24 protein-coding genes are annotated in these 20282 nt (G+C 68.7%); 20 read left to right on the top strand and 4 right to left on the bottom strand.

Annotated features, from left to right (window positions below; genetic code table 11):
* Window positions 1–117: 117 nt before the first annotated feature.
* Entirely contained in the window at window positions 118–2592 is a 2475-nt protein-coding gene (locus ACP7CK_RS06630; RefSeq protein ID WP_426025510.1) for a prolyl oligopeptidase family serine peptidase, read from the top strand.
* 15 nt (window positions 2593–2607) lie between these two features.
* On the opposite strand, the gene ACP7CK_RS06625 is transcribed toward ACP7CK_RS06630, so the two are convergent.
* Complete coding sequence (locus tag ACP7CK_RS06625) at window positions 2608–3750, bottom strand: zinc-dependent alcohol dehydrogenase family protein (protein ID WP_426025509.1); 1143 nt, start codon at window positions 3748–3750, stop codon at window positions 2608–2610.
* A gap of 158 nt (window positions 3751–3908) precedes the next feature.
* Here ACP7CK_RS06625 and ACP7CK_RS06620 point away from each other — a divergent pair, with 158 nt between their 5' ends.
* The 4 genes from ACP7CK_RS06620 (at window position 3909) to ACP7CK_RS06605 (ending at window position 8015) form a co-directional block, all read left to right on the top strand.
* Window positions 3909–4343: an acyl-CoA thioesterase gene (locus ACP7CK_RS06620; protein ID WP_008258890.1), complete on the top strand. Its 435-nt coding sequence runs from the start codon at window positions 3909–3911 to the stop codon at window positions 4341–4343.
* Between the two features lie 152 nt (window positions 4344–4495).
* Entirely contained in the window at window positions 4496–5050 is a 555-nt protein-coding gene (locus tag ACP7CK_RS06615; protein ID WP_426025508.1) for a hypothetical protein, read from the top strand.
* Window positions 5051–5173: 123 nt separating this feature from the next.
* On the top strand, window positions 5174–6907 hold the full coding sequence (locus ACP7CK_RS06610) for a cellulase family glycosylhydrolase (protein ID WP_426025507.1): 1734 nt from the start codon (window positions 5174–5176) through the stop codon (window positions 6905–6907).
* A gap of 100 nt (window positions 6908–7007) precedes the next feature.
* Window positions 7008–8015 carry a sulfite exporter TauE/SafE family protein gene (locus ACP7CK_RS06605; RefSeq protein WP_426025506.1) on the top strand — a complete coding sequence of 336 codons (1008 nt, stop codon included), beginning with the start codon at window positions 7008–7010 and terminating at the stop codon, window positions 8013–8015.
* 68 nt (window positions 8016–8083) lie between these two features.
* Here ACP7CK_RS06605 and ACP7CK_RS06600 read toward each other — a convergent pair whose 3' ends face one another.
* A complete protein-coding gene (locus tag ACP7CK_RS06600) occupies window positions 8084–8281 on the bottom strand; it encodes a hypothetical protein (protein ID WP_008260485.1) in 198 nt (65 codons plus the stop codon).
* A gap of 148 nt (window positions 8282–8429) precedes the next feature.
* Between ACP7CK_RS06600 and ACP7CK_RS06595 the strand changes: the two genes are divergently transcribed.
* From ACP7CK_RS06595 to ACP7CK_RS06525, 15 genes are all read left to right on the top strand, one after another.
* Window positions 8430–9203: a YebC/PmpR family DNA-binding transcriptional regulator gene (locus tag ACP7CK_RS06595; protein WP_008262780.1), complete on the top strand. Its 774-nt coding sequence runs from the start codon at window positions 8430–8432 to the stop codon at window positions 9201–9203.
* Between the two features lie 154 nt (window positions 9204–9357).
* Entirely contained in the window at window positions 9358–10692 is a 1335-nt protein-coding gene (locus ACP7CK_RS06590) for a hypothetical protein (protein WP_426025505.1), read from the top strand.
* Window positions 10693–10732: 40 nt separating this feature from the next.
* On the top strand, window positions 10733–11428 hold the full coding sequence (locus ACP7CK_RS06585; protein WP_008259017.1) for an MgtC/SapB family protein: 696 nt from the start codon (window positions 10733–10735) through the stop codon (window positions 11426–11428).
* A gap of 46 nt (window positions 11429–11474) precedes the next feature.
* Window positions 11475–11993 (top strand): crossover junction endodeoxyribonuclease RuvC, encoded by a 519-nt coding sequence (ruvC, locus tag ACP7CK_RS06580; protein ID WP_426025504.1) that lies wholly within the window; start codon window positions 11475–11477, stop codon window positions 11991–11993.
* Between the two features lie 145 nt (window positions 11994–12138).
* Window positions 12139–12756 (top strand): Holliday junction branch migration protein RuvA, encoded by a 618-nt coding sequence (ruvA, locus tag ACP7CK_RS06575; RefSeq protein ID WP_426025503.1) that lies wholly within the window; start codon window positions 12139–12141, stop codon window positions 12754–12756.
* A gap of 147 nt (window positions 12757–12903) precedes the next feature.
* A complete protein-coding gene (gene ruvB / locus ACP7CK_RS06570; protein ID WP_426025502.1) occupies window positions 12904–13935 on the top strand; it encodes a Holliday junction branch migration DNA helicase RuvB in 1032 nt (343 codons plus the stop codon).
* A complete protein-coding gene (locus ACP7CK_RS06565; protein ID WP_035311033.1) occupies window positions 13932–14207 on the top strand; it encodes a BrnT family toxin in 276 nt (91 codons plus the stop codon). The genes ruvB and ACP7CK_RS06565 overlap by 4 nt, the downstream gene beginning before the upstream one ends.
* Entirely contained in the window at window positions 14185–14436 is a 252-nt protein-coding gene (locus ACP7CK_RS06560) for a BrnA antitoxin family protein (RefSeq protein ID WP_426025501.1), read from the top strand. Before ACP7CK_RS06565 ends, ACP7CK_RS06560 begins: the two co-directional genes overlap by 23 nt.
* A gap of 87 nt (window positions 14437–14523) precedes the next feature.
* On the top strand, window positions 14524–15990 hold the full coding sequence (locus ACP7CK_RS06555; protein ID WP_426025500.1) for an alpha/beta hydrolase: 1467 nt from the start codon (window positions 14524–14526) through the stop codon (window positions 15988–15990).
* Window positions 15987–16358: a hypothetical protein gene (locus ACP7CK_RS06550; RefSeq protein WP_426025499.1), complete on the top strand. Its 372-nt coding sequence runs from the start codon at window positions 15987–15989 to the stop codon at window positions 16356–16358. Before ACP7CK_RS06555 ends, ACP7CK_RS06550 begins: the two co-directional genes overlap by 4 nt.
* A 9-nt stretch (window positions 16359–16367) precedes the next feature.
* Window positions 16368–16826, top strand: a complete 459-nt coding sequence (ybgC, locus tag ACP7CK_RS06545; protein ID WP_292149837.1) for a tol-pal system-associated acyl-CoA thioesterase — start codon at window positions 16368–16370, stop codon at window positions 16824–16826.
* A gap of 26 nt (window positions 16827–16852) precedes the next feature.
* Window positions 16853–17278, top strand: coding sequence for a hypothetical protein (locus ACP7CK_RS06540; protein WP_372705775.1), 426 nt, complete (start codon window positions 16853–16855; stop codon window positions 17276–17278).
* Window positions 17279–17419: 141 nt separating this feature from the next.
* Window positions 17420–18172, top strand: a complete 753-nt coding sequence (tolQ, locus tag ACP7CK_RS06535) for a protein TolQ (RefSeq protein WP_426025498.1) — start codon at window positions 17420–17422, stop codon at window positions 18170–18172.
* 3 nt (window positions 18173–18175) lie between these two features.
* Window positions 18176–18628 (top strand): protein TolR, encoded by a 453-nt coding sequence (gene tolR, locus ACP7CK_RS06530; RefSeq protein ID WP_008260741.1) that lies wholly within the window; start codon window positions 18176–18178, stop codon window positions 18626–18628.
* A gap of 4 nt (window positions 18629–18632) precedes the next feature.
* On the top strand, window positions 18633–19484 hold the full coding sequence (locus tag ACP7CK_RS06525; RefSeq protein WP_426025497.1) for a hypothetical protein: 852 nt from the start codon (window positions 18633–18635) through the stop codon (window positions 19482–19484).
* Between the two features lie 3 nt (window positions 19485–19487).
* Here ACP7CK_RS06525 and ACP7CK_RS06520 read toward each other — a convergent pair whose 3' ends face one another.
* Window positions 19488–19925, bottom strand: coding sequence for a TA system VapC family ribonuclease toxin (locus ACP7CK_RS06520; RefSeq protein ID WP_154726422.1), 438 nt, complete (start codon window positions 19923–19925; stop codon window positions 19488–19490).
* Window positions 19922–20149 (bottom strand): CopG family transcriptional regulator, encoded by a 228-nt coding sequence (locus tag ACP7CK_RS06515; protein WP_154726421.1) that lies wholly within the window; start codon window positions 20147–20149, stop codon window positions 19922–19924. The genes ACP7CK_RS06520 and ACP7CK_RS06515 overlap by 4 nt, the downstream gene beginning before the upstream one ends.
* Window positions 20150–20282: the final 133 nt, after the last annotated feature.

Below are 20282 nucleotides of genomic sequence, written 5' to 3'. Positions count from 1 at the left end.
TCGTTGAGCGGTCCATCGGGCCAGTAGAGCGACTGTGACAGTGTAACGTCAAAACGGCTTGGCGCCGCGCGTCGGGTGTCGTTAGGTCTCACGCTTGTAACTCGTGGGGGATTTCGGATGATGATGCGTGTTCGTGGGGCCGGTCTTGCGCTGGCGGCGGTGTTGATGGCCTCGACGGCGAGCGGGGCGTTCGCCCAGGGCGCCGGTCAGAACGGGGCCGCTCCGGCGGTTTCGGTCTATCAGCAGCCGCCGTCGCCGATCGCCGACATCCTGGACGCCAAGCCGACGCCGGCGCCGATGCTGAGCCCGGATCGCAAGACCCTGGTGCTGCTGGACCGGTCCAACCTGCCCAGCATCAAGGCGCTGGCCGAGCCGATGCTGCGGCTGGCGGGGACGCGGATCAATCCGCGCAACAACGGCATGGCCGAGAGCCGGGTGTCCTGGCTGACCGGGCTGAGCCTGCAGGCGGTGGACGGGGGACCGGCGCGGGTCGTGGCCCTGCCGACCGAGGCGCGGTTCACGGCGCCGCGCTTCTCGCCCGATGCGAAATCCCTGGCCTTCGTGCTGGACCGGCCGACGGGGCTGGAGCTGTGGGTCGTGGACGTGGCGACGGCGCGGGCGCGGAAACTGACCGATCCGGTCGTCAATATGACGGGCGGGACGGGCTATGAATGGCTGCCCGACAGTTCGGGCCTGCTGGTCGAGGCGGTTCCGGCCGGGCGGGGGCCGGCGCCCGATGTGACGACGGCGCCGACGGGGCCGAACATCGAGGAGACGGCCGGGCGTGTGGCGCCGGTGCGGACCTATCAGGACCTGCTGTCGAATCCCGGCGACGAGGCCCTGTTCGATCACTATTTCACCTCGCAGCTGACCCTGGTTCCGTTGAACGGCCGTGCACGGACGATTGGGGCGCCGGCGGTCTATCTGGACAGCGCGGCATCACCGGACGGGAAATACATCCTGCACGAGATCGCCAAGCGGCCTTACTCCTATGCGGTGCCGGACAACCTGTTCCCCACCGAGATCGTGGTGACGGACCTGAACGGGCGGGTGGTGCGCACCGTCGCCGATCTGCCGTTGCGGGACGATGTGCCCACCGCGTTTGACGCCGTGGCGCCGGGGCCGCGATCGGTGGGCTGGCGGGCCGATGCGCCGGCGACCCTGACCTGGGTCGAGGCCCTGGACGGCGGCGACCTCAAGCGCGAGGTGGAGTTCCGCGACCGGGTCTTCATGCAGGCCGCGCCCTTCACGGCCGAGCCGGTCAAGCTGATCGACCTGAAGGAACGCTACGCCGGGATCGTCTGGGGCAAGGACGACCTGGCCGTGGTCAACAGCCGCTGGTTCAACACCCGGCACGAGACGCGGCTCGTGGTCGATCCGTCGAACCCCGGCGAGGGTCGGGTGCTGCTGGAGCGGAACTATCAGGCGCGCTACGACGATCCGGGCCAGCCGGTGACCCAGCCCAATGCGGCGGGCCGGTCGGTGATCCGCTTCGATCCCCAGGGACGCATCCTGATGTCGGGGGCCGGGGCGACGCCGCGGGGCGCCTTCCCCTTCCTGGCGGCCATGGACCCGGCGACGGGGCGCAGCGAGCGGCTGTGGACCTCGGCCGACACGGATTACGAGGCGGTGGTCGGCTTCCTGGACGCGGACGGCAAGCGGGTGGTGACGCAGCGCGAGACGCGGCTGGACCCGCCGAACCTGCAGATCCGCGACCTGACGACGGGCCAGACCACGCAACTGACCCAGTTCCCTGATCCGGCGCCGCAGCTGGCCGGGGCGACGCGCCAGCTGGTGACCTATGAGCGGGCCGACGGGGTCAAGCTGTCGGGGACCCTGTATCTGCCCGCCGGTTACGACAAGGATCGCGACGGGCCCCTGCCCATGCTGATGTGGGCCTATCCGGCCGAGTTCACCGATGCGGCGGTGGCGGGCCAGACGGTGGACGTGCAGAACCGGTTCGTGCGGCCGGGCGGGTCCAGCCACCTGTTCCTGCTGACCCAGGGCTATGCGATCTTCGACAACCCCTCCATGCCCATCATCGGCAAGGACGGGGCCGAGCCGAACGACACCTATGTCGAACAGCTGGTCGCCGACGCCCAGGCGGCGGTGGATGCGGTGGTCGGCATGGGGGTGGCGGATCGGGACCGGATCGCGGTCGGGGGCCACAGCTACGGCGCCTTCATGACCGCCAACCTGCTGGCGCACAGCGACCTGTTCAGGACCGGGATCGCGCGGTCGGGCGCCTATAACCGCACCCTGACGCCGTTCGGCTTCCAGTCCGAGCAGCGCAACTATTGGGAGGCGACCGAGATCTATACCGAGATGTCGCCCTTCACCTATGCGAACAGGCTGAACGAGCCGATCCTGCTGATCCATGGCGAGGCGGACGATAACTCGGGCACCTTCCCGGTCCAGAGCGAGCGCTTCTATGCGGCGCTGAAGGGGCTGGGGGCGACGGCGCGTTACGTCACCCTGCCGCTCGAGGCCCACGGATACCGCGCGCGGGAATCGGTGGGCCACACGCTTTGGGAGATGACCCGCTGGATGGACCAGTATGTGAAGAACGCCCCGCCGCGGGCGGCGGAGTGACTTCAGGGCTGGTGGTCAGGGCCTGACCACCAGCCGCACCACCTCGCCGGCGTGCAGGCGGTCGAAGCCGGCGTTGATATCGTCGAGCGGGATGACGCCGCCCATCAGCCGGTCCACGGGCAGGCGGCCCTGGCGGTAGAGGGCGACGTAGCGGGGGATGTCGCGGCTGGGGACACAGGTTCCGATATAGGAGCCCTTCAGGGTGCGCTCCTCGCCCACCAGGGAGACGATGTTGACGGCCAGGGCCGCCTCGGGCGGGGGCAGGCCGGCGGTGACGGTGGTCCCGCCGCGCCGGGTCATCTTCCAGGCGGCGTCGAGGGCGCGGGCCGAGCCGGCCATTTCGAAGGCGAAGTCGGCGCCGCCCTTGGTCAGGGCGCGGACCTGATCGACGGCGTCCGGAGCGGCGCCGTTGACGGTCTGGACCAAGCCTGAAGTGGCGCCGAGGGTGCGGGCCAGGGCCAGCTTGTCCTCCGACAGATCGACGGCGACGACCGGCGAGGCGCCGGAGGCGAGGGCGCCGAGGACGCTGGACAGGCCGACGCCGCCCAGGCCGATGACCACGACGCTCTGGCCCGCCTTGACCCCTGCGGTGTTCACCACGGCGCCGACGCCGGTCAGGACGGCGCAACCGAACAGGGCCGCCTCCTCGAACGACAGGTCGGGGTCGATCTTGACCAGGGACCGGCGCGAGACGACGGCGCGTTCGGCGAAGGCGGAGCAGCCGAGGTGGTGGTTGACCGGCTCGCCCTCGCGGAAGAGGCGGCGGGCGCCGGACAGAAGCTCGCCCTTGCCGTTGGCGGCGGCGCCCGGCTCGCACAGGGCGGGACGGCCGCCGGCGCACGGGTCGCAATGGCCGCAGGACGGCATGAAGACCATGACGACGTGGTCGCCGATGCTGAGGTCCGTGACGCCGTCGCCCAGGGCCTCGACCACGCCTGCGGCCTCATGCCCCAGGGCCATGGGCAGGGGGCGGGGACGGTCGCCGTTGATGACGCTGAGGTCCGAGTGGCACAGGCCGGCGGCCCTGATCGCGACCAGGACCTCGCCGGGGCCGGGCGGGTCCAATGTGACCGTCTCGACGGAGAGGGGCCTGCTGTCGCGGTAGGGGTGCGCGGCGCCCATGGCGGACAGGACGGCGGCGCGGGTGGTGATGCTCATGGTCACGCTCTTTCTTGCGCTACCGCCGCCGACGCGGTCGTCGGCTGCTTGAGCGCCTTGTGATCTGTCCCCTATCGATAGGCGCTTGACGCAACGGCGTCCAAGCCCGAGCCTCGCATCGAGAGCGACGCCGAATGTCGCCCAGGAGGAAGACCACAATGCCGAAGACGGAACTGGGCCCCTTGGCCGAACGCGCGACCTACAAGGCGTTTCACATGGTCTCGACGCGCTGGGCCGACAACGACCAGTACGGCCATATCAACAACGCCAAATTCTACGAGTTCGTGGACTCGGCGGTGAACGCCCATCTGATGATCGCCAATGCGCTGGACGAGTCCATCGGCCTGGTGGTGGACAGCGGCTGCCAATACACCTCGGCGCTGAAGTTCCCCGATGTGATCGAGGTCGGGATCAAGGTGGACCGGATCGGCACCTCCAGCGTCAGCTATGGCTTCGCCGTGTTCAAGCGCAGCGCCGACGTGCCCGCCGCCGTCGGCCATTTCGTCCACGTCTATGTCGACGCCGAGACGCGCCGGCCCAAGCCCCTGCCGGCCAAGCTGAGGGCGGTGGTGGAGAATCTGAAGGCGGGGTGAGGGAAGGGCGGCGTCCTGGGGCGGGCGCGGCTTTCGGCGCAAGTGTCGATGACCGCCTTCGACCCATTGCGGGCTTTCAGTGTGCTCGATAGTCGCCACTGGCGTATGTATCGACTATGGACGAAATGCCGCCGTCCACTAAGGTAACCCACATGTTCGGTCTGCTCTTATCTCGCTCCTGCGTAGTGGCGGTGGCTCTCACGGTCGCGGGCGCAGCTGTCGCACAGGACATCCAGAATTCGACGGTAAACGCTTCCAACGGCGTTTTGGTCAGCATCAAAACCATAGCACACGCCAATCGCCGGGAGATTTACTCTCCAATGGTGGAGGGCGACAGCACCGACATCTACGCGGGACGGATCGACATTGGCGGGGCTGCAGGCGCTCTGTTTCTCCAAGGCTCCGCCTATTATCGGGGACGGGCTCACCTGTACGACCGAGCCGAGTTCTTGGACGGAGATTTGGCGGTCTTCAAGCGTGGACCAGTAATGGTTCGGGAGTGCATTCCCAAGCCTGACGCGCCCCAACCCGACTGCTTGTGGAGCGAAGATTTCACGGTCACTGTCACCCCGGATGAGGTCGCCCATCATTCAAATGATGGAATGCTCGAGGTCGAACTCTCGGGTGGCCCCACCCTAGAGAAAACCAAGCTTTCGATTCCGGTCGACCATATTTACGCGGTCGTTGAGGTCGCTAACGCGCACTAGTCGCCAGGTCCGCTTCCCACCCCTCTCAGACATTTCCGGCGTCTCCTCAAGGCGGCATCGCTCACCCTAGCCATTCCGCGCATCTCGTGAGAACGTTCTCAAAACGGAGCGTGGAGGAACGCCATGAAGACGGGATGGATCGCGGCCCTGGCCGTGACGGCGGCGCTGTGCGCGCCCTGTGGGGCCGAGGCGCAGACGGGCGGTTTCCTGCGGGCCGAAGGGACGCGGATCGTCGATGAGACGGGCGAGCCGGTCATTCTGCGCGGCATGGGGCTGGGCGGCTGGGTGCTGCAGGAAGGCTATATGCTGCAGCTGGGCGCCCTGGGTCCGCAGCATGTGATCCGGGCGCGGATCGCCGATCTGATCGGCGAGGAGAAGACGGAAGCCTTCTACGCCGCCTGGCGCGCCAACCACACGACCAAGGCCGATATCGACGCCATGGGGCGGTGGGGCTTCAACTCGGTGCGGCTGCCCATGCACTACGACCGGCTGACCCTGCCTGTGGATCAGGAGCCGGTCGCGGGGCGCGACACCTGGAAGGAAGAGGGGTTCGCCGAGATCGACGCCCTGCTGGCCTGGGTCAAGGCCAATGGGATGTATCTGATCCTGGACCTGCACGCCGCGCCGGGCGGGCAGGGGAGCGACCTGGCCATCTCGGATCGCGACCCGTCGAAACCGTCGCTGTGGGACAGCGCGGAGAACCGCCGCAAGACCGTGGCCCTGTGGCGGCGGCTGGCCGAACGCTACGCCGACGAGCCGGCCATCGGCGCCTATGACCTGATCAACGAACCCAACTGGGACTTCGAGACGCCCGGCGGCGGCCATGGCTGCGAGGAGACGACCAACGCCCCGCTGCGGTCGCTGATGGTCGAGATCACGGCGGCGATCCGCGAGGTCGATCCGCGGCACATGATCGTCATCGAGGGCAATTGTTGGGGCAACAACTATCGCGGCGTCACGCCCCTGTGGGACGACAATACCGCGATCAGCTTCCACAAATACTGGAACGCGACGGACCGGGCCTCGATCGCCGACATCCTGCGGCTGAGGGACGAGACCAACGCGCCGGTGTGGCTGGGCGAATCCGGCGAGAACTCCAACACCTGGTTCACAGAGACCATCGCCCTGGTCGAGGACGAAGGCATCGGCTGGGCCTTCTGGCCGCTGAAGAAGATCGGCTTCAACCAGCCGCTGGAGATCGCGCCCAACCCCGGCTGGCCCCGTCTGGTCGCCTATCTGACGGGCAAGGGGCCGCGGCCGTCGGCGCAGGAGGCGCAAGAGACGCTGATGCGGCTGGCGACCCACGACATCCGGTTCGAGAACAATGTCGAACACCGCGACGTGGTCGACGCCATGCTGCGTCAGCCCCGTTCGGACACGGCGGTTCCGTATACGGCGCATCGGATCGGCACGGCGGGCGCGACGCTCCGGGCGGCCGACTATGACCTGGGCCGGTCGGGCGTGGCGTGGAAGGACGTCTATGACGCCGACACCGACGGGCCGGGCGAGCGGATCCCCTGGTGGAACACCGGACGGACCTGGCGCAACGACGGCGTGGACGTCGGTCTGGACGGCGGCGAGCCCGTGGTGGTCGAGTTCGAGACGGGCGAGTGGCTGCGCTATACGGTGACGGCGCAAGCGGCGGGCGACCGGCGGGTGACGGTGGTCGGCGCGGGCGGCCGGGTGTCGGTTTCGCTGAACGGCGGGGCGGCGGCGGCGGTCGATCTGCCCACGGACGACGGATGGCGCGAGGGGCGGTCGGTGGAATTGCCCTTCATGGCGGGGACCAACACCCTGATCCTGAAAGCCGAGGACTGCGGCGCCTGTCGCGTGAAGGAAATCCAGGTCGGGGGCTGAGCCCGGCGCCCAGGGCGTCGAAGATGGGCTTGGCTCCAACATCCGAATTGCGCAGAAGCGGCGGTATGGTAGCGTTCACAAGGTGAAGAGGCGGGGGTCCATGTTCTTCGATAGCCGCATCTTCCGGCGATGGTATGTCGGCATGATGGTGGTGTGGGTCGCCCTGTTCGCGACGTTCAACAGCATCCCGTTCCTGGTCGAGCACTGGTATTACCCGGCCATCATGGTGCTGGGCGCCTTTGTGGCGGGCCTGACGCCTGAGGGCGGCGGCGCCGTGGCCTTCCCCGTGCTCAGCGTGTTTCTCGACATCGATCGGGGGATGGCGCGCGACTTCAGCCTGATGATCCAGAGCGTGGGCATGACCAGCGCGAGCATCTGGATCCTGTCCCGCAAACAGAACCGTCTCGCCTCCTACGCCCCGGTTCTCTGGTTCGTCCCGGTCGCCTTCCTGGGCTTCGTGTTCGGGATGAACGTGATGCAGGGCATTCCGGTCTATATCATCCAGGCCCTGTTTCTCAGCCTGATCATGACCTTCGCCCTGGCCTATATCGCCAGCAAACACCGGGGGCACCGGGACAGGCTGCCGAACACGGGCCGCCTCGACAAACTGATGCTGGCCGCGATTCTCTTTGCGGGCGGCGTCTGCGCCAGCCTGTTCGGCACGGGCGCCGACATCGTCCTGTACACCCTCCTGGTCACCCGTTTCCGGATGGATGAGAAGATCGCCACGCACCAGAGCATCATGGTGATGGCGGCCATCAGCGTCCTGGGCTTCGGCTATCGCGCGTTCTGGGATCAGGGGATCACGGATTATCAGGTTCGGACGTGGCTGTGCGCCTATCCGGTCGTTCTCCTCATGGCCCCGCTTGGAAGCTATGTGCTCAGCAAGCTCAAGATCGACTGGATGCTGCGCGGGATTGTGGCCCTCAACATCTTCCAGATGGTCTATTTCAACCTCAAGGCTCCGACGCCCGAAAAAATCGCCTGCTCGCTCGGCTTTTCCGCCGTCCTGTTCGCCGTGTTCTGGCTCACGCTCGCCCACATGGCCCGCTCGAGACAGCAGGGCTTTGGCGAGGCGGCGACAACGCCGGTGGAGCCGGCGGAATGAGCGAGGGGCGGATGCGACCCGCCCCAGTCCGCCTCCGCCCCTCGCCAGGGCGGAGGTGTTGACGGCCCTCAGTCGTCCAGCCGACCGGTCAGGAACAGCACGCCGACGGCGGTCAGGGCGCCCAGGGTGAAGGCGGTGATGATGGATCCGGCGGCCACGGCGGTGGAGACGGTGACGGGGCGGGTCTCGTACCATTCGACGATGTCGGCCTCGTGCAGATCGTCGTCGGCGCGGCCCTCGGCCTCATAGATGTCGGCGGTGTTCATCGGGGGCTCCATAGCAGCGTCAGGGATCAATACGCCCAAACGGCCGCGGTTCCACCCCCCGACGCTCATCACGCCCGTACATCGTGACAGCCCGCCGCGCATCGGCTAGGAGGCGCGGCTCAGGTTTCAGACTCTCGAAGACGATCCCATGGCCGGCCACTCGAAATTCAAGAACATCATGCACCGCAAGGGGCGCGCCGACGCGGTGCGTTCCAAGCTGTTCTCCAAACTGTCGCGCGACATCACGGTGGCGGCCAAGTCGGGTCTGCCCGATCCGGCGGCCAATCCGCGCCTGCGTCTGGCCGTCAACAACGCCAAGGCCGAAAGCCTGCCCAAGGACGTGATCCAGCGGGCCATCAACAAGGCCTCGGGCGGCGACGTCGATACGATGGAAGAGGTCCGCTACGAGGGCCGGGGCCCCGGCGGCGTCGGCATCATCGTCGAGGCCCTGACCGACAATCGCAACCGCGCCGCGTCCAACATCGGCGCGGCCTTCAAGAAGAACGGCGGCGCGTTGAGCGAGATGAACTCGGTCGCCTTCATGTGGGATAAGGTCGGCCAGATCATCTACAAGGCCGAGGCCGGGACCGAGGACGAGGTCATGGAAGCCGCCATCGAGGCCGGCGCCCAGGACGTCGAGAGCGATCTGGTCAAGCCCGACATCTACGAGGACGCGCCGGGCCACACCATCTGGACCGCCTTCGAGGACCTGAACGAAGTGGCCGAGGCCATGTCCAAGGTGCTGGGCGACCCCAAGTCGACCGCCATCGTCTGGAAGCCCCAGTCGGAAGTGACCGTGACGGGCGAGGCCGTCGGCACCCTGTTCAAGCTGCTGGACGCGCTGGACGCCGAGGACGATGTGCAGAACGTCTATTCGAACGAGGACATCTCGGACGAGGATGCGGCCAAGTACGCCGGATAATACGTACACGCGCTGATCTACGAACGGAGGTCTCGACACGTTCGTAACCCGCGATTAACCTCTGGTCATAGGACGGTGAGCGGTTCGATTCGCCTCTGGAGGCAGGGATCGAGGTCGCCCACCGCGATGCGGGCATACGACGCGGGGCGCGACCATGAGACTGACCAGAATCGATCGCGTGCTGTCACGCGGCAAGCCTGAACAGGCCAAGGACGAAGCGGCCGCGTCCGAGCAGGACGTCGCAGGTCTGATCGGCGAGCGGTTCGAGACCATCCAGGACAGTCTGGACCAGCTGTCGGAGATGGCGCAGCGGTTCGGCACCTTCGAGACCCTGCTGGGACAACTGCGGGACCCGCTGGAAGCCGAGTTCCGCTCGCGCCGCGACAACCACGTCGAACTGGTCAATCTGCGCAACGCCAACAGCGCGGCGACGAAACAGGTCGGCCTGCTGACCGCCGAGGTCCGCAAGCTGTCCGACGCCCTGGCCGAGTCCGAGGCCAAGGCCGACGACCTGGCGGCGCGCGGCGGCGAGACCACGGTCAATCTGCAGGAGGCCCGGGTCGAACTGGGCCGGCTGCGCAACGAACTGGCCCAGGCGGCGACGCGGCTGGAAGGTCTTGAGACGGTCGAGCGCGCCTCGGCCCAACGGATCCGCGAGCTGGAGCAGGATCAGGAATCGCTGCGCAACCAGTTGAAACAGGCCGAGGTCGCCCGGTCGGAGTCCGACACCACGCGCGGTCAGGTCCAGCGCGATCTGGCCCTGGTGCTGGAAGAGAACACCGCCCTGCGCCGTCGCGTGGACGAGGTCGGGACCGAGGTGGCGGGTCTGGCCCGCGCCGCAGCCGCCGGCGAAGGCCAGCTGGCCACCGAACGCGCCCGCGCCGCCTCCGAACAGGCCGAGGCCGCCCGTTCGATCCGCTCGCTGGAAAGCCAGGTCGAATCGGCCCGCGCCGAGATCGCCACCCTGACCGCCCGACTGGACACCGCCACGGCGCGCGCCAACGGGCTGGAGGTGCTGAACAGCGAACAGGCCTCGCGCCTGAACGAACTGCAGACCGGCGGCCACGCCGTCGAACGGCGCGCCGACACGCTGCAGGTCGCCCTGGACCGGGCGGTCGAGCGGGTGCGCGCGCTGGAAACCGAAACCGAGGACGCGCGTCAGCGTCAGGCGGCCATGGAGGTCGCCCGCGTCGCCGCCGTCGACCGCGCCGAGGCCCTGACCAAGGCGGCCATGGCCCACGACAAGGCCATCGCCCGCGCCGAGGAGCGGATGGTGAAGCTGCAGTCCAAGCTGGCCGCCGCCCAGGACGAGCACGAGGCCCGGGTCCAGACCCTGAGCCAGCAGATCAGCGCCCTGCGCGAAGACCTGGAAAGCGCGCGCGCCGAGGGGGCCATGTCGGCCGCCGCCCTGGACGCCGCCCGTCGCGGCCGTGGCGGCCGGGCGACCATCGCGGACGCCGCCGCCCAGCTGCAGGCCATCGTCGGCTGACGACGGGGAACATTCGCCCGACCCCGGCGGTTGATCGGGCATGGTCGCGGATGTTCTCATCGATGCCGTTCCGCCCGTCCTGGGCGCCGTCGTCGCCGGCGGGGTCATCGGACTGGAGCGCGAATGGCGCGGCCGGGCGGCCGGATTCAGAACCCATATCCTGGTCAGCCTGGCCTCGGCCCTGCTGATGCTGGCCGCCCTGTCCCAGGCGGACTGGGCGTTTCGCGCCCTGCCGAACGAGACCATCACCACCGACCCGACCCGGATGGCGCACGGGGTGCTGACGGGGATCGGCTTCCTGTGCGCCGGCGTGATCTTCCGCACCGGGTTTTCCGTTCACGGCCTGACCACGGCGGCGTCGCTGTGGATCACCTCGGCCATCGGCCTGTTGTTCGGCGTGGGCCTGTACGGACTGGGGGCGCTGGGCACGGTGGTGACGGCGGCGATCCTGGGCGGGCTGAGGTTGATCGACCAGCGCCTGCCGGGGCGGACCGTGATCGACGCCGTCGTCTGCTGGGAGCGGCGCGAGCCCTCGCCCGAGGCCGCGGTCCAGGCGGCCTTGCGGACGACGGACGCCGACGTGCGCCCCGGGCGGTTCGAAATGACGGAGGACGGACGGGCGCGACGCACCTGGCGGCTGAAGGCGGCGAGCGAGACGGACCTGCAACGTCTGGCGGAGCAGCTGGGCGCCGTACCGGGCGTGACCGGCTATCGCCTGGATCCGCGCGACGATTGAAACCGTTCATTGCCCGATAACCCTCTTTGCGGCATGAGGGGAACGGATGGCGAACGAACCTGTCAGAATCATCGGGCTGGATCCCGGTCTGCGACGCACCGGCTGGGGGGTGATCGTCTCGGACGGCGCGCGTCTGCGGTGGGTGGCGCACGGGGTGGTGGCCCCGCCCGAGGCTGCGCCCTTTTCCGAACGCCTGTTGTTCCTGTTCGAGGCCCTGGGGACCATCTGCGCCGACCACGGCTGTGAAGAGGCGGCGGTGGAAGAGGTGTTCGTCAATGTGAACCCGTCCTCGACCCTGAAGCTGGGCCATGCGCGGGCGGCGGTGATGCTGGCCCCGGCCAAGCTGGGCCTGGCGGTGGCGGAATATTCGCCCAATCTGATCAAGAAGGCCGTGGTCGGGGCGGGCCATGCGGACAAGAGCCAGATCGCCTTCATGATCAAGCGGCTGTTGCCGACGGCGGGGGACGTGAAGGCCGACGCCGCCGACGCCCTGGCCGTGGCGGTCACCCATGCGCAACTGAGGAAACGGTCCTTGCTGGAAGCCCTGCACCGGGGGGCGGCGTGACGGCGGCTGCTGAAATCCTCCCCCGTTGGGGGAGGGGGACCGCGTCTTCGCGGTGGAGGGGGCCTGCCCCAGACACCCCGTTTGTGTTTGGCCCCCTCCACCACCCTTCGGGCGGTCCCCCTCCCCCAACGGGGGAGGATTGGTCGTGATCGGGCGATTGAGAGGCGTGCTGGCCGAGGTCGGGGAGGCGGACTGCCTGATCGACTGCGCCGGGGTGGGCTATGTCGTGTCGTGCGGGGCGCGGACCCTGGGGCGGCTGCCGGCGCCGGGCGACGAGGCCACGGTCCATGTCCATTCGCAGTGGAGCGAGGACGCGGGGCCGCGCCTGTACGGATTTCTGACGCGGGACGAGCGGCGGGCCTTCACCACCCTGCTGGCCATCCAGGGCGTGGGGCCGAAGGCGGCGCTGGCGGTGCTGGACGTGCTGCCGCCTGGCGAACTGGCGGGGGCCGTGGCGCGCGAGGACAAGGCGGCGGTGGCGCGGGCCAATGGGGTGGGCCCCAAGCTGGCGCTGCGGATCGTCACCGAGCTGAAGGGCAAGCCGCTGGGGGATGTCAGTTTTGCGCCCACGGCGCCGGGCGTTCATGTCGAGATCGCGCCGGCCCCGCCGTCCCTGACCGGAGAGGCGGTCTCGGCCCTGCTGGGCCTGGGCGTGGCCGAGGTCAATGCGCGGCGGGCGGTGGATCAGGCCCTGATCCGGCTGGGCGACGAGGCCGAACTGCCGGCGGTGATCCGGGCGGCCCTGCAGGAGTTGGGGCGGTGAGATTTTCTGTTCCGCTCATCCCGGCGAAAGCCGGGACCCAGGTCTTTGGGCGCTCCGGTGTCGATCCGAGAGCTCGGGTCTGCACCCGGCGCAGAGTGATGCGAAAACACTGGGTCCCGGCTTTCGCCGGGATGAGCGGAAGTTGATATGACCCGCATCATCTCTCCAGAAGCCGAAACGGGCGAAGCCTTCGACCGCGCCCTGCGGCCGCAGACCCTGTCCGAGTTCGTCGGCCAGTCTCAGGCCAAGGGCAATCTGAAGGTCTTCATCGACGCCGCGCGCGGCCGGTCAGAAGCGCTGGACCATGTGCTGCTGTTCGGGCCGCCGGGACTGGGCAAGACGACTTTGGCGCAGATCGTGGCGCGCGAGCTGGGGGTGGGGTTCCGGGCCACATCCGGCCCGATCCTGGCCAAGGCGGGGGATCTGGCGGCGATCCTGACCAACCTGGAGCCGCGCGATGTGTTGTTCATCGACGAGATCCACCGGCTGAGCCCGAACGTCGAGGAGATCCTGTATCCGGCCATGGAGGATCATGTGCTGGACCTGATCATCGGCGAGGGGCCGTCGGCGCGGTCGGTGCGGATCGACCTGGCGCCCTTCACCCTGGTGGGGGCCACGACCCGGGCGGGCCTGTTGGCCACGCCGCTGCGGGACCGGTTCGGCATCCCTCTGCGGCTGGAGTTCTACACGCCCGACGAACTGACGGCCGTGGTGCGGGGCACGGCGCGCAAGATGGGCGCGGCCATCGACGAGGCCGGTGCGCGCGAGATCGCCTCGCGGGCGCGGGGCACGCCCCGGATCGCCGGGCGGCTGCTGCGCCGGGTGCGCGACTTCGCTTCAGCGGACGGCGCCGAGACCATCTCGAAACTGGTCGCGGCGAAAGCCCTGGCCCGGCTGGAGGTGGACGAGGCCGGGCTGGACAGTCTGGACCGGCGGTTCCTGAAGGCCCTGATCGAAAACTACGGCGGCGGGCCGGTGGGCATGGACACCCTGGCCGCCGCCATCGCCGAGGCGCGCGACGCGGTCGAGGACGTGATCGAACCCTATCTGCTGCAACAGGGCTTCATCATGCGCACCCCGCGCGGCCGCATGGCCTGCGCCAAGGCCTACGCCCACCTGGGGCTGAGCGCCCCGCCGCCGCCCGCCGCCGGTCCCGTGCCGGGCGACCTGTTTGAATGAAGTTCGCGTTCGATCCGGGCAAGGATGCGAGCAATCAGGAGAAGCATGGGCTGTCTCTGGCCGCCGTCGAGCAGGGAGACTGGACCGCCGCCTTCATCGCCCTGGACGACCGTTGGGACTACGGCGAGTTTCGGTGGTATGCTTATCTGCCGATCAAGGGTCGGGTTCACGTCGCCGTCTATACCGAACGAGACGATGTGATCTGGATGATCAGTCTCAGGCGGGCCAATCCCCGCGAGGTCAGAAAGTATGACGAACTCCGCACCGTTTGATCCTGTCGATGACGACAACCCCGAGCTGACCGACGCCGACATCGCGCGTATGCGTCCGGCGCGTGAGGTGTTGTCTCCGGAAACCTATGCCCGCCTGACCGGGCTGAGTGAGGTGGGGTTGAGGCTGCCCGCCGCAACCATTCAGGCTTTCGCCGAAGAGGGCGAGGATTGGCGCGAGCGGATGGCCGATGCGCTGACGGAAGCGGCGCGCAAGAAGCACGCCGCCTGATCGGGGCCTGATCGGGGCCTGACCTCCAATAGGCGGTTGCCAAGCGGGGCGGGCGGAGGTTTGCTGTCGCCGAACCGGAGCCGTCACATGATCCTGCGCACCCTGGCCGTCCTTGCGGTCGTCTCCGGCCTGACGGCCCTGGCCCCGCCTGTGAAGGCCGCAGCGCCCGTATTCATGGATACGGCCTGTCCGGCGGACTGGCCGACGGACGTGCGCGAGATGCGGTGCGGAACCCTGACGGTGGACGAGGCGCGCGACGGCTCGACCGACCGGCGTATCGGGGTGGCGGTGGTGATCCTCAAGGCCAGCACGCCCTACAAGGACGCCTCGGGCCAGGCCCTGCCGCCCATGGTGATGTTCCACGGCGGACCCGGCGGGGCGCTGACATCGGGTGCGGGAAACATCCTGCGCGCCCTGTCGCGGCGTCCGGACCTGATGGCGGTCGATCAGGACGTGATCCTGTTCGACCAGCGCGGGGGCGGCGAGAGCGATCCGTCGATGGACTGTCCCGGCGTCGAACTGACCGACGCGGGGCCGCCGTCCGATGCGGATCGCGACGGGCTGATCGCCTGTCTGAAATCCTATCAGGCCAAGGGGGTCGATCTGCGCTGGTACAACGCCGCCGCCATCGCCGACGACGTGCGCGACATGACCCAGGCGCTGGGGCTGACGAAGATCGACCTGTGGGGCGGCTCCTATGGGCCGCGCATCGAGGCCGCCGTCATCACCCACCAGCCCCAGATCGTGCGCGCTGCGGTGATGGACAGTCCCTGGCCGCCCGAAGGCAACTGGGCCGTGGGGACGCCGGAACAGGTTTCGACGGCGGTGCGACTGGTCCTGGCCAAGTGCGCCGCCCAGGCCGACTGCGCCGTGCGGCATCCGGACCTTCAGGCGCGGTTCGAGGCCGAGGCGCGGCGTTGGCTGGCGGGACCGGTGACGGGCGAGGACGGCCAGACCTTTACGGTTGACGACCTGTCGGCCTTCCTGATGGACACGACCTACAGCGGCCGGGGCGTGCGGCGTCTGCCCGCCGATCTGGAGAAGATCATCGCCGGCGACCTGACGCCGGTGGCCGAGATCGCCGAAGACCGCACCTATTATTTCGAAGGCCAGCACATGGCGCACCTGTGCAAGGAGGAACTGCCGTTCGAATCCAGGGCGCGGCTGGCGGCCGGCGCCGCAGGCGATCCGGTGGCGGAGGTGCTGGTCCCGTCGCTGTCGCGCCTGTTCGACGTCTGCGCGGCCGTGGACGTGGGGGCGGCCGATCCGGTGGAGAACCTGCCCGTCAAGACCGACATCCCGACCCTGTTCGTCGCCGCAGAGATCGATCCGGGCTGCCCGCCGGCCCTGACCCAGGCGGCGGCCCAGGGCTATGCGAACAGCCAGGTGGTGATCGTCACCAATGCGACCCATGGCGTGATCAACGCCAGCGCCTGCACCCGCCGCATGGCGCGCGACTTCCTGCGCGATCCGTCCGCGCCGGTGGATCGCACCTGCCTGCCGGCGGCGAATACGCCGCTGGATTTCATTGAGGACGACGCCCCGGCCGGATGATGCGACGCCGAATCCAGAACCACGAGACCTGGTTTGTTGTTGCCGCGGCGGTCGCCCTGATCGCCGCCGCCGTGGGCGTGTGGGCCATGACGCACGGGACGCGGGTCGCGCCGCCGGAATCGCCGATCCACCGGGCTGAACGCCAGATCCGCCAGCAGCTGGGGGCGGGGGCCGAACTGCGCTATTCCGAGATCGGCCAGAGGCGGGCGGTGTGCGGCTATGTGGGGCGGACGCGGGGCGGGCAGGCGGTGGGCTTCGTGTCCCTGACCAGCCGCATCCTGTTCAGCGACGATCCGCTGCCGACCGAGTTCCGCGACATGCGCGATCGCTACTGTCCCGGCTTCCTGACCCGGCCGCCGACGCGCTAGACTGGGCGCATGACCGATCTTCCCACCGCCGGCCGTTTCGAAGGGCGCGCCCACCTGCTGCCGGTGCGCGTCTATTACGAGGACACGGATTTCACCGGCCTGGTCTATCACGCCAACTATGTCCGCTATTTCGAGCGGGGGCGGTCGGATTTTCTGCGGGCCGTCGGCGTGGGCCATTCGGTCCTTCTGGAGGAGGCCGAGCCGCTGGCCTTCGTCGTGTCCGAGCTGAACATCAAATACCTGAAGCCGGCGCGGATCGACGACGCCCTGGTGGTGCGGACCCTGTACGAGGCGGTGAAGGGCGCGCGGCTGATCATTCGCCAGACGGTGGAGCGGGCGGGCGAGGTGCTGTGCCGGGCCGAGGTCACGGTGGTCTGCATCCATCTGGACGGACGCCCGCGCCGGCCCACCAGGGCGCTGGTCGAAAAGGTCACGCCCTGGCTGGCAAGCGCCGGCGACGGCGACTAGAAACAGGCGAACCGGGAGGGTCGAACATGCAGAACCAGGGAATCACCGCCAGCGCCGTGATCGTGTCCTTTCTGCTGCTGGTCCTGGTGGTCGGCGGGGGACTGGTCGGCTGTCCCTATTACAAGGTCTGGGAGCGCAAGATGGCGGGCCAGGCCGAGCTTCAGTACCAGCAGGGCGCGCGCCAGGCCCTGATCGCCCAGGCGGCGGCCGAGGACGAGGCCGCCATCAAGCGGGCCGAGGCGGCGACGCGCCGGGTGCTGGGCTGGACCGATGCGGCCAAGCGCGGCTGCGAGGCCCTGGGCCGCCCCGGCGACCGGGCCTGCGAGGAACAGCTGGTGCGCGACGCCGCCACCTATTCCATCGCCAAGGAAGGCCATGAGGGCGTGATCATCAGCGTCGGGACGCCCGTCTCGGTGGCGGTTGATCCGACGCGCAGGACGACGACCGAGTAGGCTCTTATGACGCGCCTGTCAGATGACGCGCGTGCTCGGGAAGGCTAGAAGCCGCCCTCGCCACACAATGGTCACGCCCGCTCGGTCGAAGAGGGTGTCGCCAATCTCCAATCCGCAGCCGACCCCGCCCGGAGCGCCTGAATGACTACGCCCGTCGACGCCTCGATGATGAATCCCGTCGAACTGTTCCTGACCGCCGACTGGGTGGTGAAGACGGTGATGATCGGCCTGGCGGCGGCGTCGCTGTGGTCGTGGACCATCATCATCGACAAGGCCTTCCGTTTCACCGCCCTGAACAAACAGGCGGACGAGTTCGAAAAGGCGGTTCAGTCGGGGCGTTCGCTGGAAGACGTGGCGACCCAGGCCGGGCCGGCGCCGGAACACGCCCTGCCGCGCATGCTGGTGATCGCCCTGTCCGACTGGCGCGAGGCGCGTCAGCGCGGGGCGCTGAACGACCATCAGGGCGACCTGCTGATGACCCGCATCGACCGGGCGCTGAACAGCCTGATCTCGCGCGAGAGCCAGCGGATCGAGAACGGCCTGGGCGTGCTGTCGGTCGTGGCGACGGCCTCGCCCTTCATCGGCCTGTTCGGCACGGTCTGGGGCATCATGAACGCCTTCGGGCGGATCGCGGCGGCGGGCAACACCAATCTGACGACGGTGGCGCCGGCCATCGCCGAGGCCCTGTTCGCCACGGCCATCGGCCTGGCGGCGGCCATCCCGGCCTATATCGCCTACAACAAGTTCTCGATCGACGCGGGCAAGTTCGCGGGACGGCTGGACGCCTTCGCCGACGACCTGCAGGCGGCGGTCGCGCGGCGTCTGGGCAGTTCAGCGACGCCGCCGGCCCCGACCGCGCCGTCGTCGGGCGTCAATCTGAACCGGAGCGTCTGAGCCATGGCCCTGGGCGGCGGTGCGAGCGGCGGCGGGCGTCGGGGACGGCGGGGGCGCAGAGGCCCCCTGACCGAAATCAACGTCACGCCCCTGGTGGACGTGATGCTGGTGCTGCTGATCATCTTCATGATCTCGGCGCCGCTTCTGACCGTGGGCGTCCCTGTGGAGCTGCCCAAGACCGAGGCCAGCGCGGTCGAGACGGACAACGAGCCCCTGTCGGTCAGCATCGACCAGCAGGGCGCCATCTTCATCGCCGACAGCGAGACGTCGTTCGACGATCTCGCCGTGCGTCTGCTGACCGAGGCGGGCGGATCGGACAAGGCGTCGGAGCGGCCGGTGTTCGTGCGCGCCGACGGGCGGGCGCCCTATCAGGCGGTGGCGCGGGTGATGGCGCGACTGTCGGCGTCGGGCTTCACCAAGCTGAACCTGATCACCGACACGGCGCCGGAGGCCTGATCGCTTGCGTCGGCCCAGCCCCGCCATTCTGGGATCCATCGCCCTGCACGCGGGTGTGGTCGCGCTCGCCTTCGTTTCGTTTTCGCACAGGGCGGACGAGCCCAAGCCGCTGGTGAACTCGGTGCCGGTGACCATCGTGTCGGAGACGGTGATCGCGGCGGCGCCGGCCGACAACCCGCAGCCGGAACCCTCGCCCGACGATGCGGCGACCGCCCCGGTCAGCGCGCCGGAAGAGCCGACGCCGCCCGCTCCGCAACCGACGCCGCCCGCTCCGCAACCGACGCCCCCGCCGCCGACACCGACGCCTGCGCCGCCGCGTCCGACGCCGCGCCCGACCCCGACCCCGCCGCGGCCCACGCCGCCCCGTCCGTCGCCGCCGACGCCCGAGAAGGCGCGACCGACCCCGCCGCGACCGACCCCGCCGACGCCGGCCCGGCCCGCGCCGAAACGCAATGAGCCCAGTCTGGACCTGGACGCCCTGGCGGGACCGACGCGGCCGAACAATAATCGCGGCCGTCCGGCGACGGGTCAGCAGGGCGCAGGGACGGCGTCCCAGGCGACCGGGCCGCAGGTGACGGCCATCTTCAATCAGGTCTATCCGAACTGGGTCCTGCCTTGCGACATCCCCGGCGCCGACCAACTGCGGATCCAGGTGGAGCTGACCCTGTCGGCCGACGGGCGGATCACGCGCGGGCCGTCGCTGATCAATCCGCAGTCGTCTTCGGTCTATCGCGCCGCCGCCGACGGCGCCCTGCGCGCCCTGCGCCAGACGGCTCCGTTCGACGTGCCCCAGGGCTTCCCCGGCGGGGCCTATCGCCCGACGTTCAACACCGAGCGGGCGTGCCGCAACCGGTGAAGGTCAGGCGTCGGTGACCAGGTGAAGGGCCGCTCGCCCGTCCCTGACCGCATCCGGTGACAGGCGGCGATCCAGCGTCGCCAGCCGACCGCCGTTCGAGACGGCCAAAGCCAGCAGATAGGCGTCGGTGATCTGTTCGGGCGTCGTCAGGGCCGATGGATCGAACAACCGGTCGTCAGCCAGGCTGATGGCGTCCGGCCAGAAGACGTGACCCGCCATGTCCCGCAACAGTTCGAGAATCCGAACGACCTCGGACGGAGGCCCGACCGGATTGCGATAGCGACTGTTGCCGACAATCCGGACCAGGCCGTTCTCGGTTATCGGACAGGTGGCCCATGACCCGGCGGCCTCGCGATTAAACCAACCATTCGCCGTATCGTGAAAGACGTGACGCGGATCGACGAGGGCGATCAGCACATTGACGTCCAGCAGATAGGTCAAGGCAGTTCGTCGCGGAGCGCGTTGACGTCCTCTAGGGTGACCATTGGTCCTGGTCGATCAGGCAGAAGGGGAACGCCGTTGCGAAAGCGGACGGTCGTCTCCCGCTTTTGCAGCGCCTGTCGCGCGAGCTCGGACACGACTTCGCCAATCGTGCGGTCTTGATGGACCGCGATCGCTCGTGCGGCGTTCAGCACGTCGTCGTCAATGGCGAGGGTGGTGCGCATGGGTGGAAGATAGTGCATCACGCATCACGCATCAATGTGATTGGGCCGTCCTGAAAGTCGCCCCATTCGGCTTGAAGCTGGCGAATGTCACACGACCCGGCGATAAGGGGCGGCGATCCTTCGAGACTTACGG

It is taken from the genome of Brevundimonas sp. TSRC1-1 (assembly GCF_049898245.1).
Lineage (GTDB): Bacteria > Pseudomonadota > Alphaproteobacteria > Caulobacterales > Caulobacteraceae > Brevundimonas > Brevundimonas mediterranea_A.
Note: the sequence above shows the minus strand (reverse complement) of the source record. Positions and strands in the feature narration are given on the sequence as shown.

Coding starts and splice junctions, on each gene's coding strand:
- ACP7CK_RS06630 (WP_426025510.1), top strand. CDS start 118: ATGATGATGCGTGTTCGTGGGGCCGGTCTTGCGCTGGCGGCGGTGTTG.
- ACP7CK_RS06625 (WP_426025509.1), bottom strand. CDS start 3,750: ATGAGCATCACCACCCGCGCCGCCGTCCTGTCCGCCATGGGCGCCGCG.
- ACP7CK_RS06620 (WP_008258890.1), top strand. CDS start 3,909: ATGCCGAAGACGGAACTGGGCCCCTTGGCCGAACGCGCGACCTACAAG.
- ACP7CK_RS06615 (WP_426025508.1), top strand. CDS start 4,496: ATGTTCGGTCTGCTCTTATCTCGCTCCTGCGTAGTGGCGGTGGCTCTC.
- ACP7CK_RS06610 (WP_426025507.1), top strand. CDS start 5,174: ATGAAGACGGGATGGATCGCGGCCCTGGCCGTGACGGCGGCGCTGTGC.
- ACP7CK_RS06605 (WP_426025506.1), top strand. CDS start 7,008: ATGTTCTTCGATAGCCGCATCTTCCGGCGATGGTATGTCGGCATGATG.
- ACP7CK_RS06600 (WP_008260485.1), bottom strand. CDS start 8,281: ATGAACACCGCCGACATCTATGAGGCCGAGGGCCGCGCCGACGACGAT.
- ACP7CK_RS06595 (WP_008262780.1), top strand. CDS start 8,430: ATGGCCGGCCACTCGAAATTCAAGAACATCATGCACCGCAAGGGGCGC.
- ACP7CK_RS06590 (WP_426025505.1), top strand. CDS start 9,358: ATGAGACTGACCAGAATCGATCGCGTGCTGTCACGCGGCAAGCCTGAA.
- ACP7CK_RS06585 (WP_008259017.1), top strand. CDS start 10,733: ATGGTCGCGGATGTTCTCATCGATGCCGTTCCGCCCGTCCTGGGCGCC.
- ruvC (WP_426025504.1), top strand. CDS start 11,475: ATGGCGAACGAACCTGTCAGAATCATCGGGCTGGATCCCGGTCTGCGA.
- ruvB (WP_426025502.1), top strand. CDS start 12,904: ATGACCCGCATCATCTCTCCAGAAGCCGAAACGGGCGAAGCCTTCGAC.
- ACP7CK_RS06565 (WP_035311033.1), top strand. CDS start 13,932: ATGAAGTTCGCGTTCGATCCGGGCAAGGATGCGAGCAATCAGGAGAAG.
- ACP7CK_RS06560 (WP_426025501.1), top strand. CDS start 14,185: ATGACGAACTCCGCACCGTTTGATCCTGTCGATGACGACAACCCCGAG.
- ACP7CK_RS06555 (WP_426025500.1), top strand. CDS start 14,524: ATGATCCTGCGCACCCTGGCCGTCCTTGCGGTCGTCTCCGGCCTGACG.
- ACP7CK_RS06550 (WP_426025499.1), top strand. CDS start 15,987: ATGATGCGACGCCGAATCCAGAACCACGAGACCTGGTTTGTTGTTGCC.
- ybgC (WP_292149837.1), top strand. CDS start 16,368: ATGACCGATCTTCCCACCGCCGGCCGTTTCGAAGGGCGCGCCCACCTG.
- ACP7CK_RS06540 (WP_372705775.1), top strand. CDS start 16,853: ATGCAGAACCAGGGAATCACCGCCAGCGCCGTGATCGTGTCCTTTCTG.
- tolQ (WP_426025498.1), top strand. CDS start 17,420: ATGACTACGCCCGTCGACGCCTCGATGATGAATCCCGTCGAACTGTTC.
- tolR (WP_008260741.1), top strand. CDS start 18,176: ATGGCCCTGGGCGGCGGTGCGAGCGGCGGCGGGCGTCGGGGACGGCGG.
- ACP7CK_RS06515 (WP_154726421.1), bottom strand. CDS start 20,149: ATGCGCACCACCCTCGCCATTGACGACGACGTGCTGAACGCCGCACGA.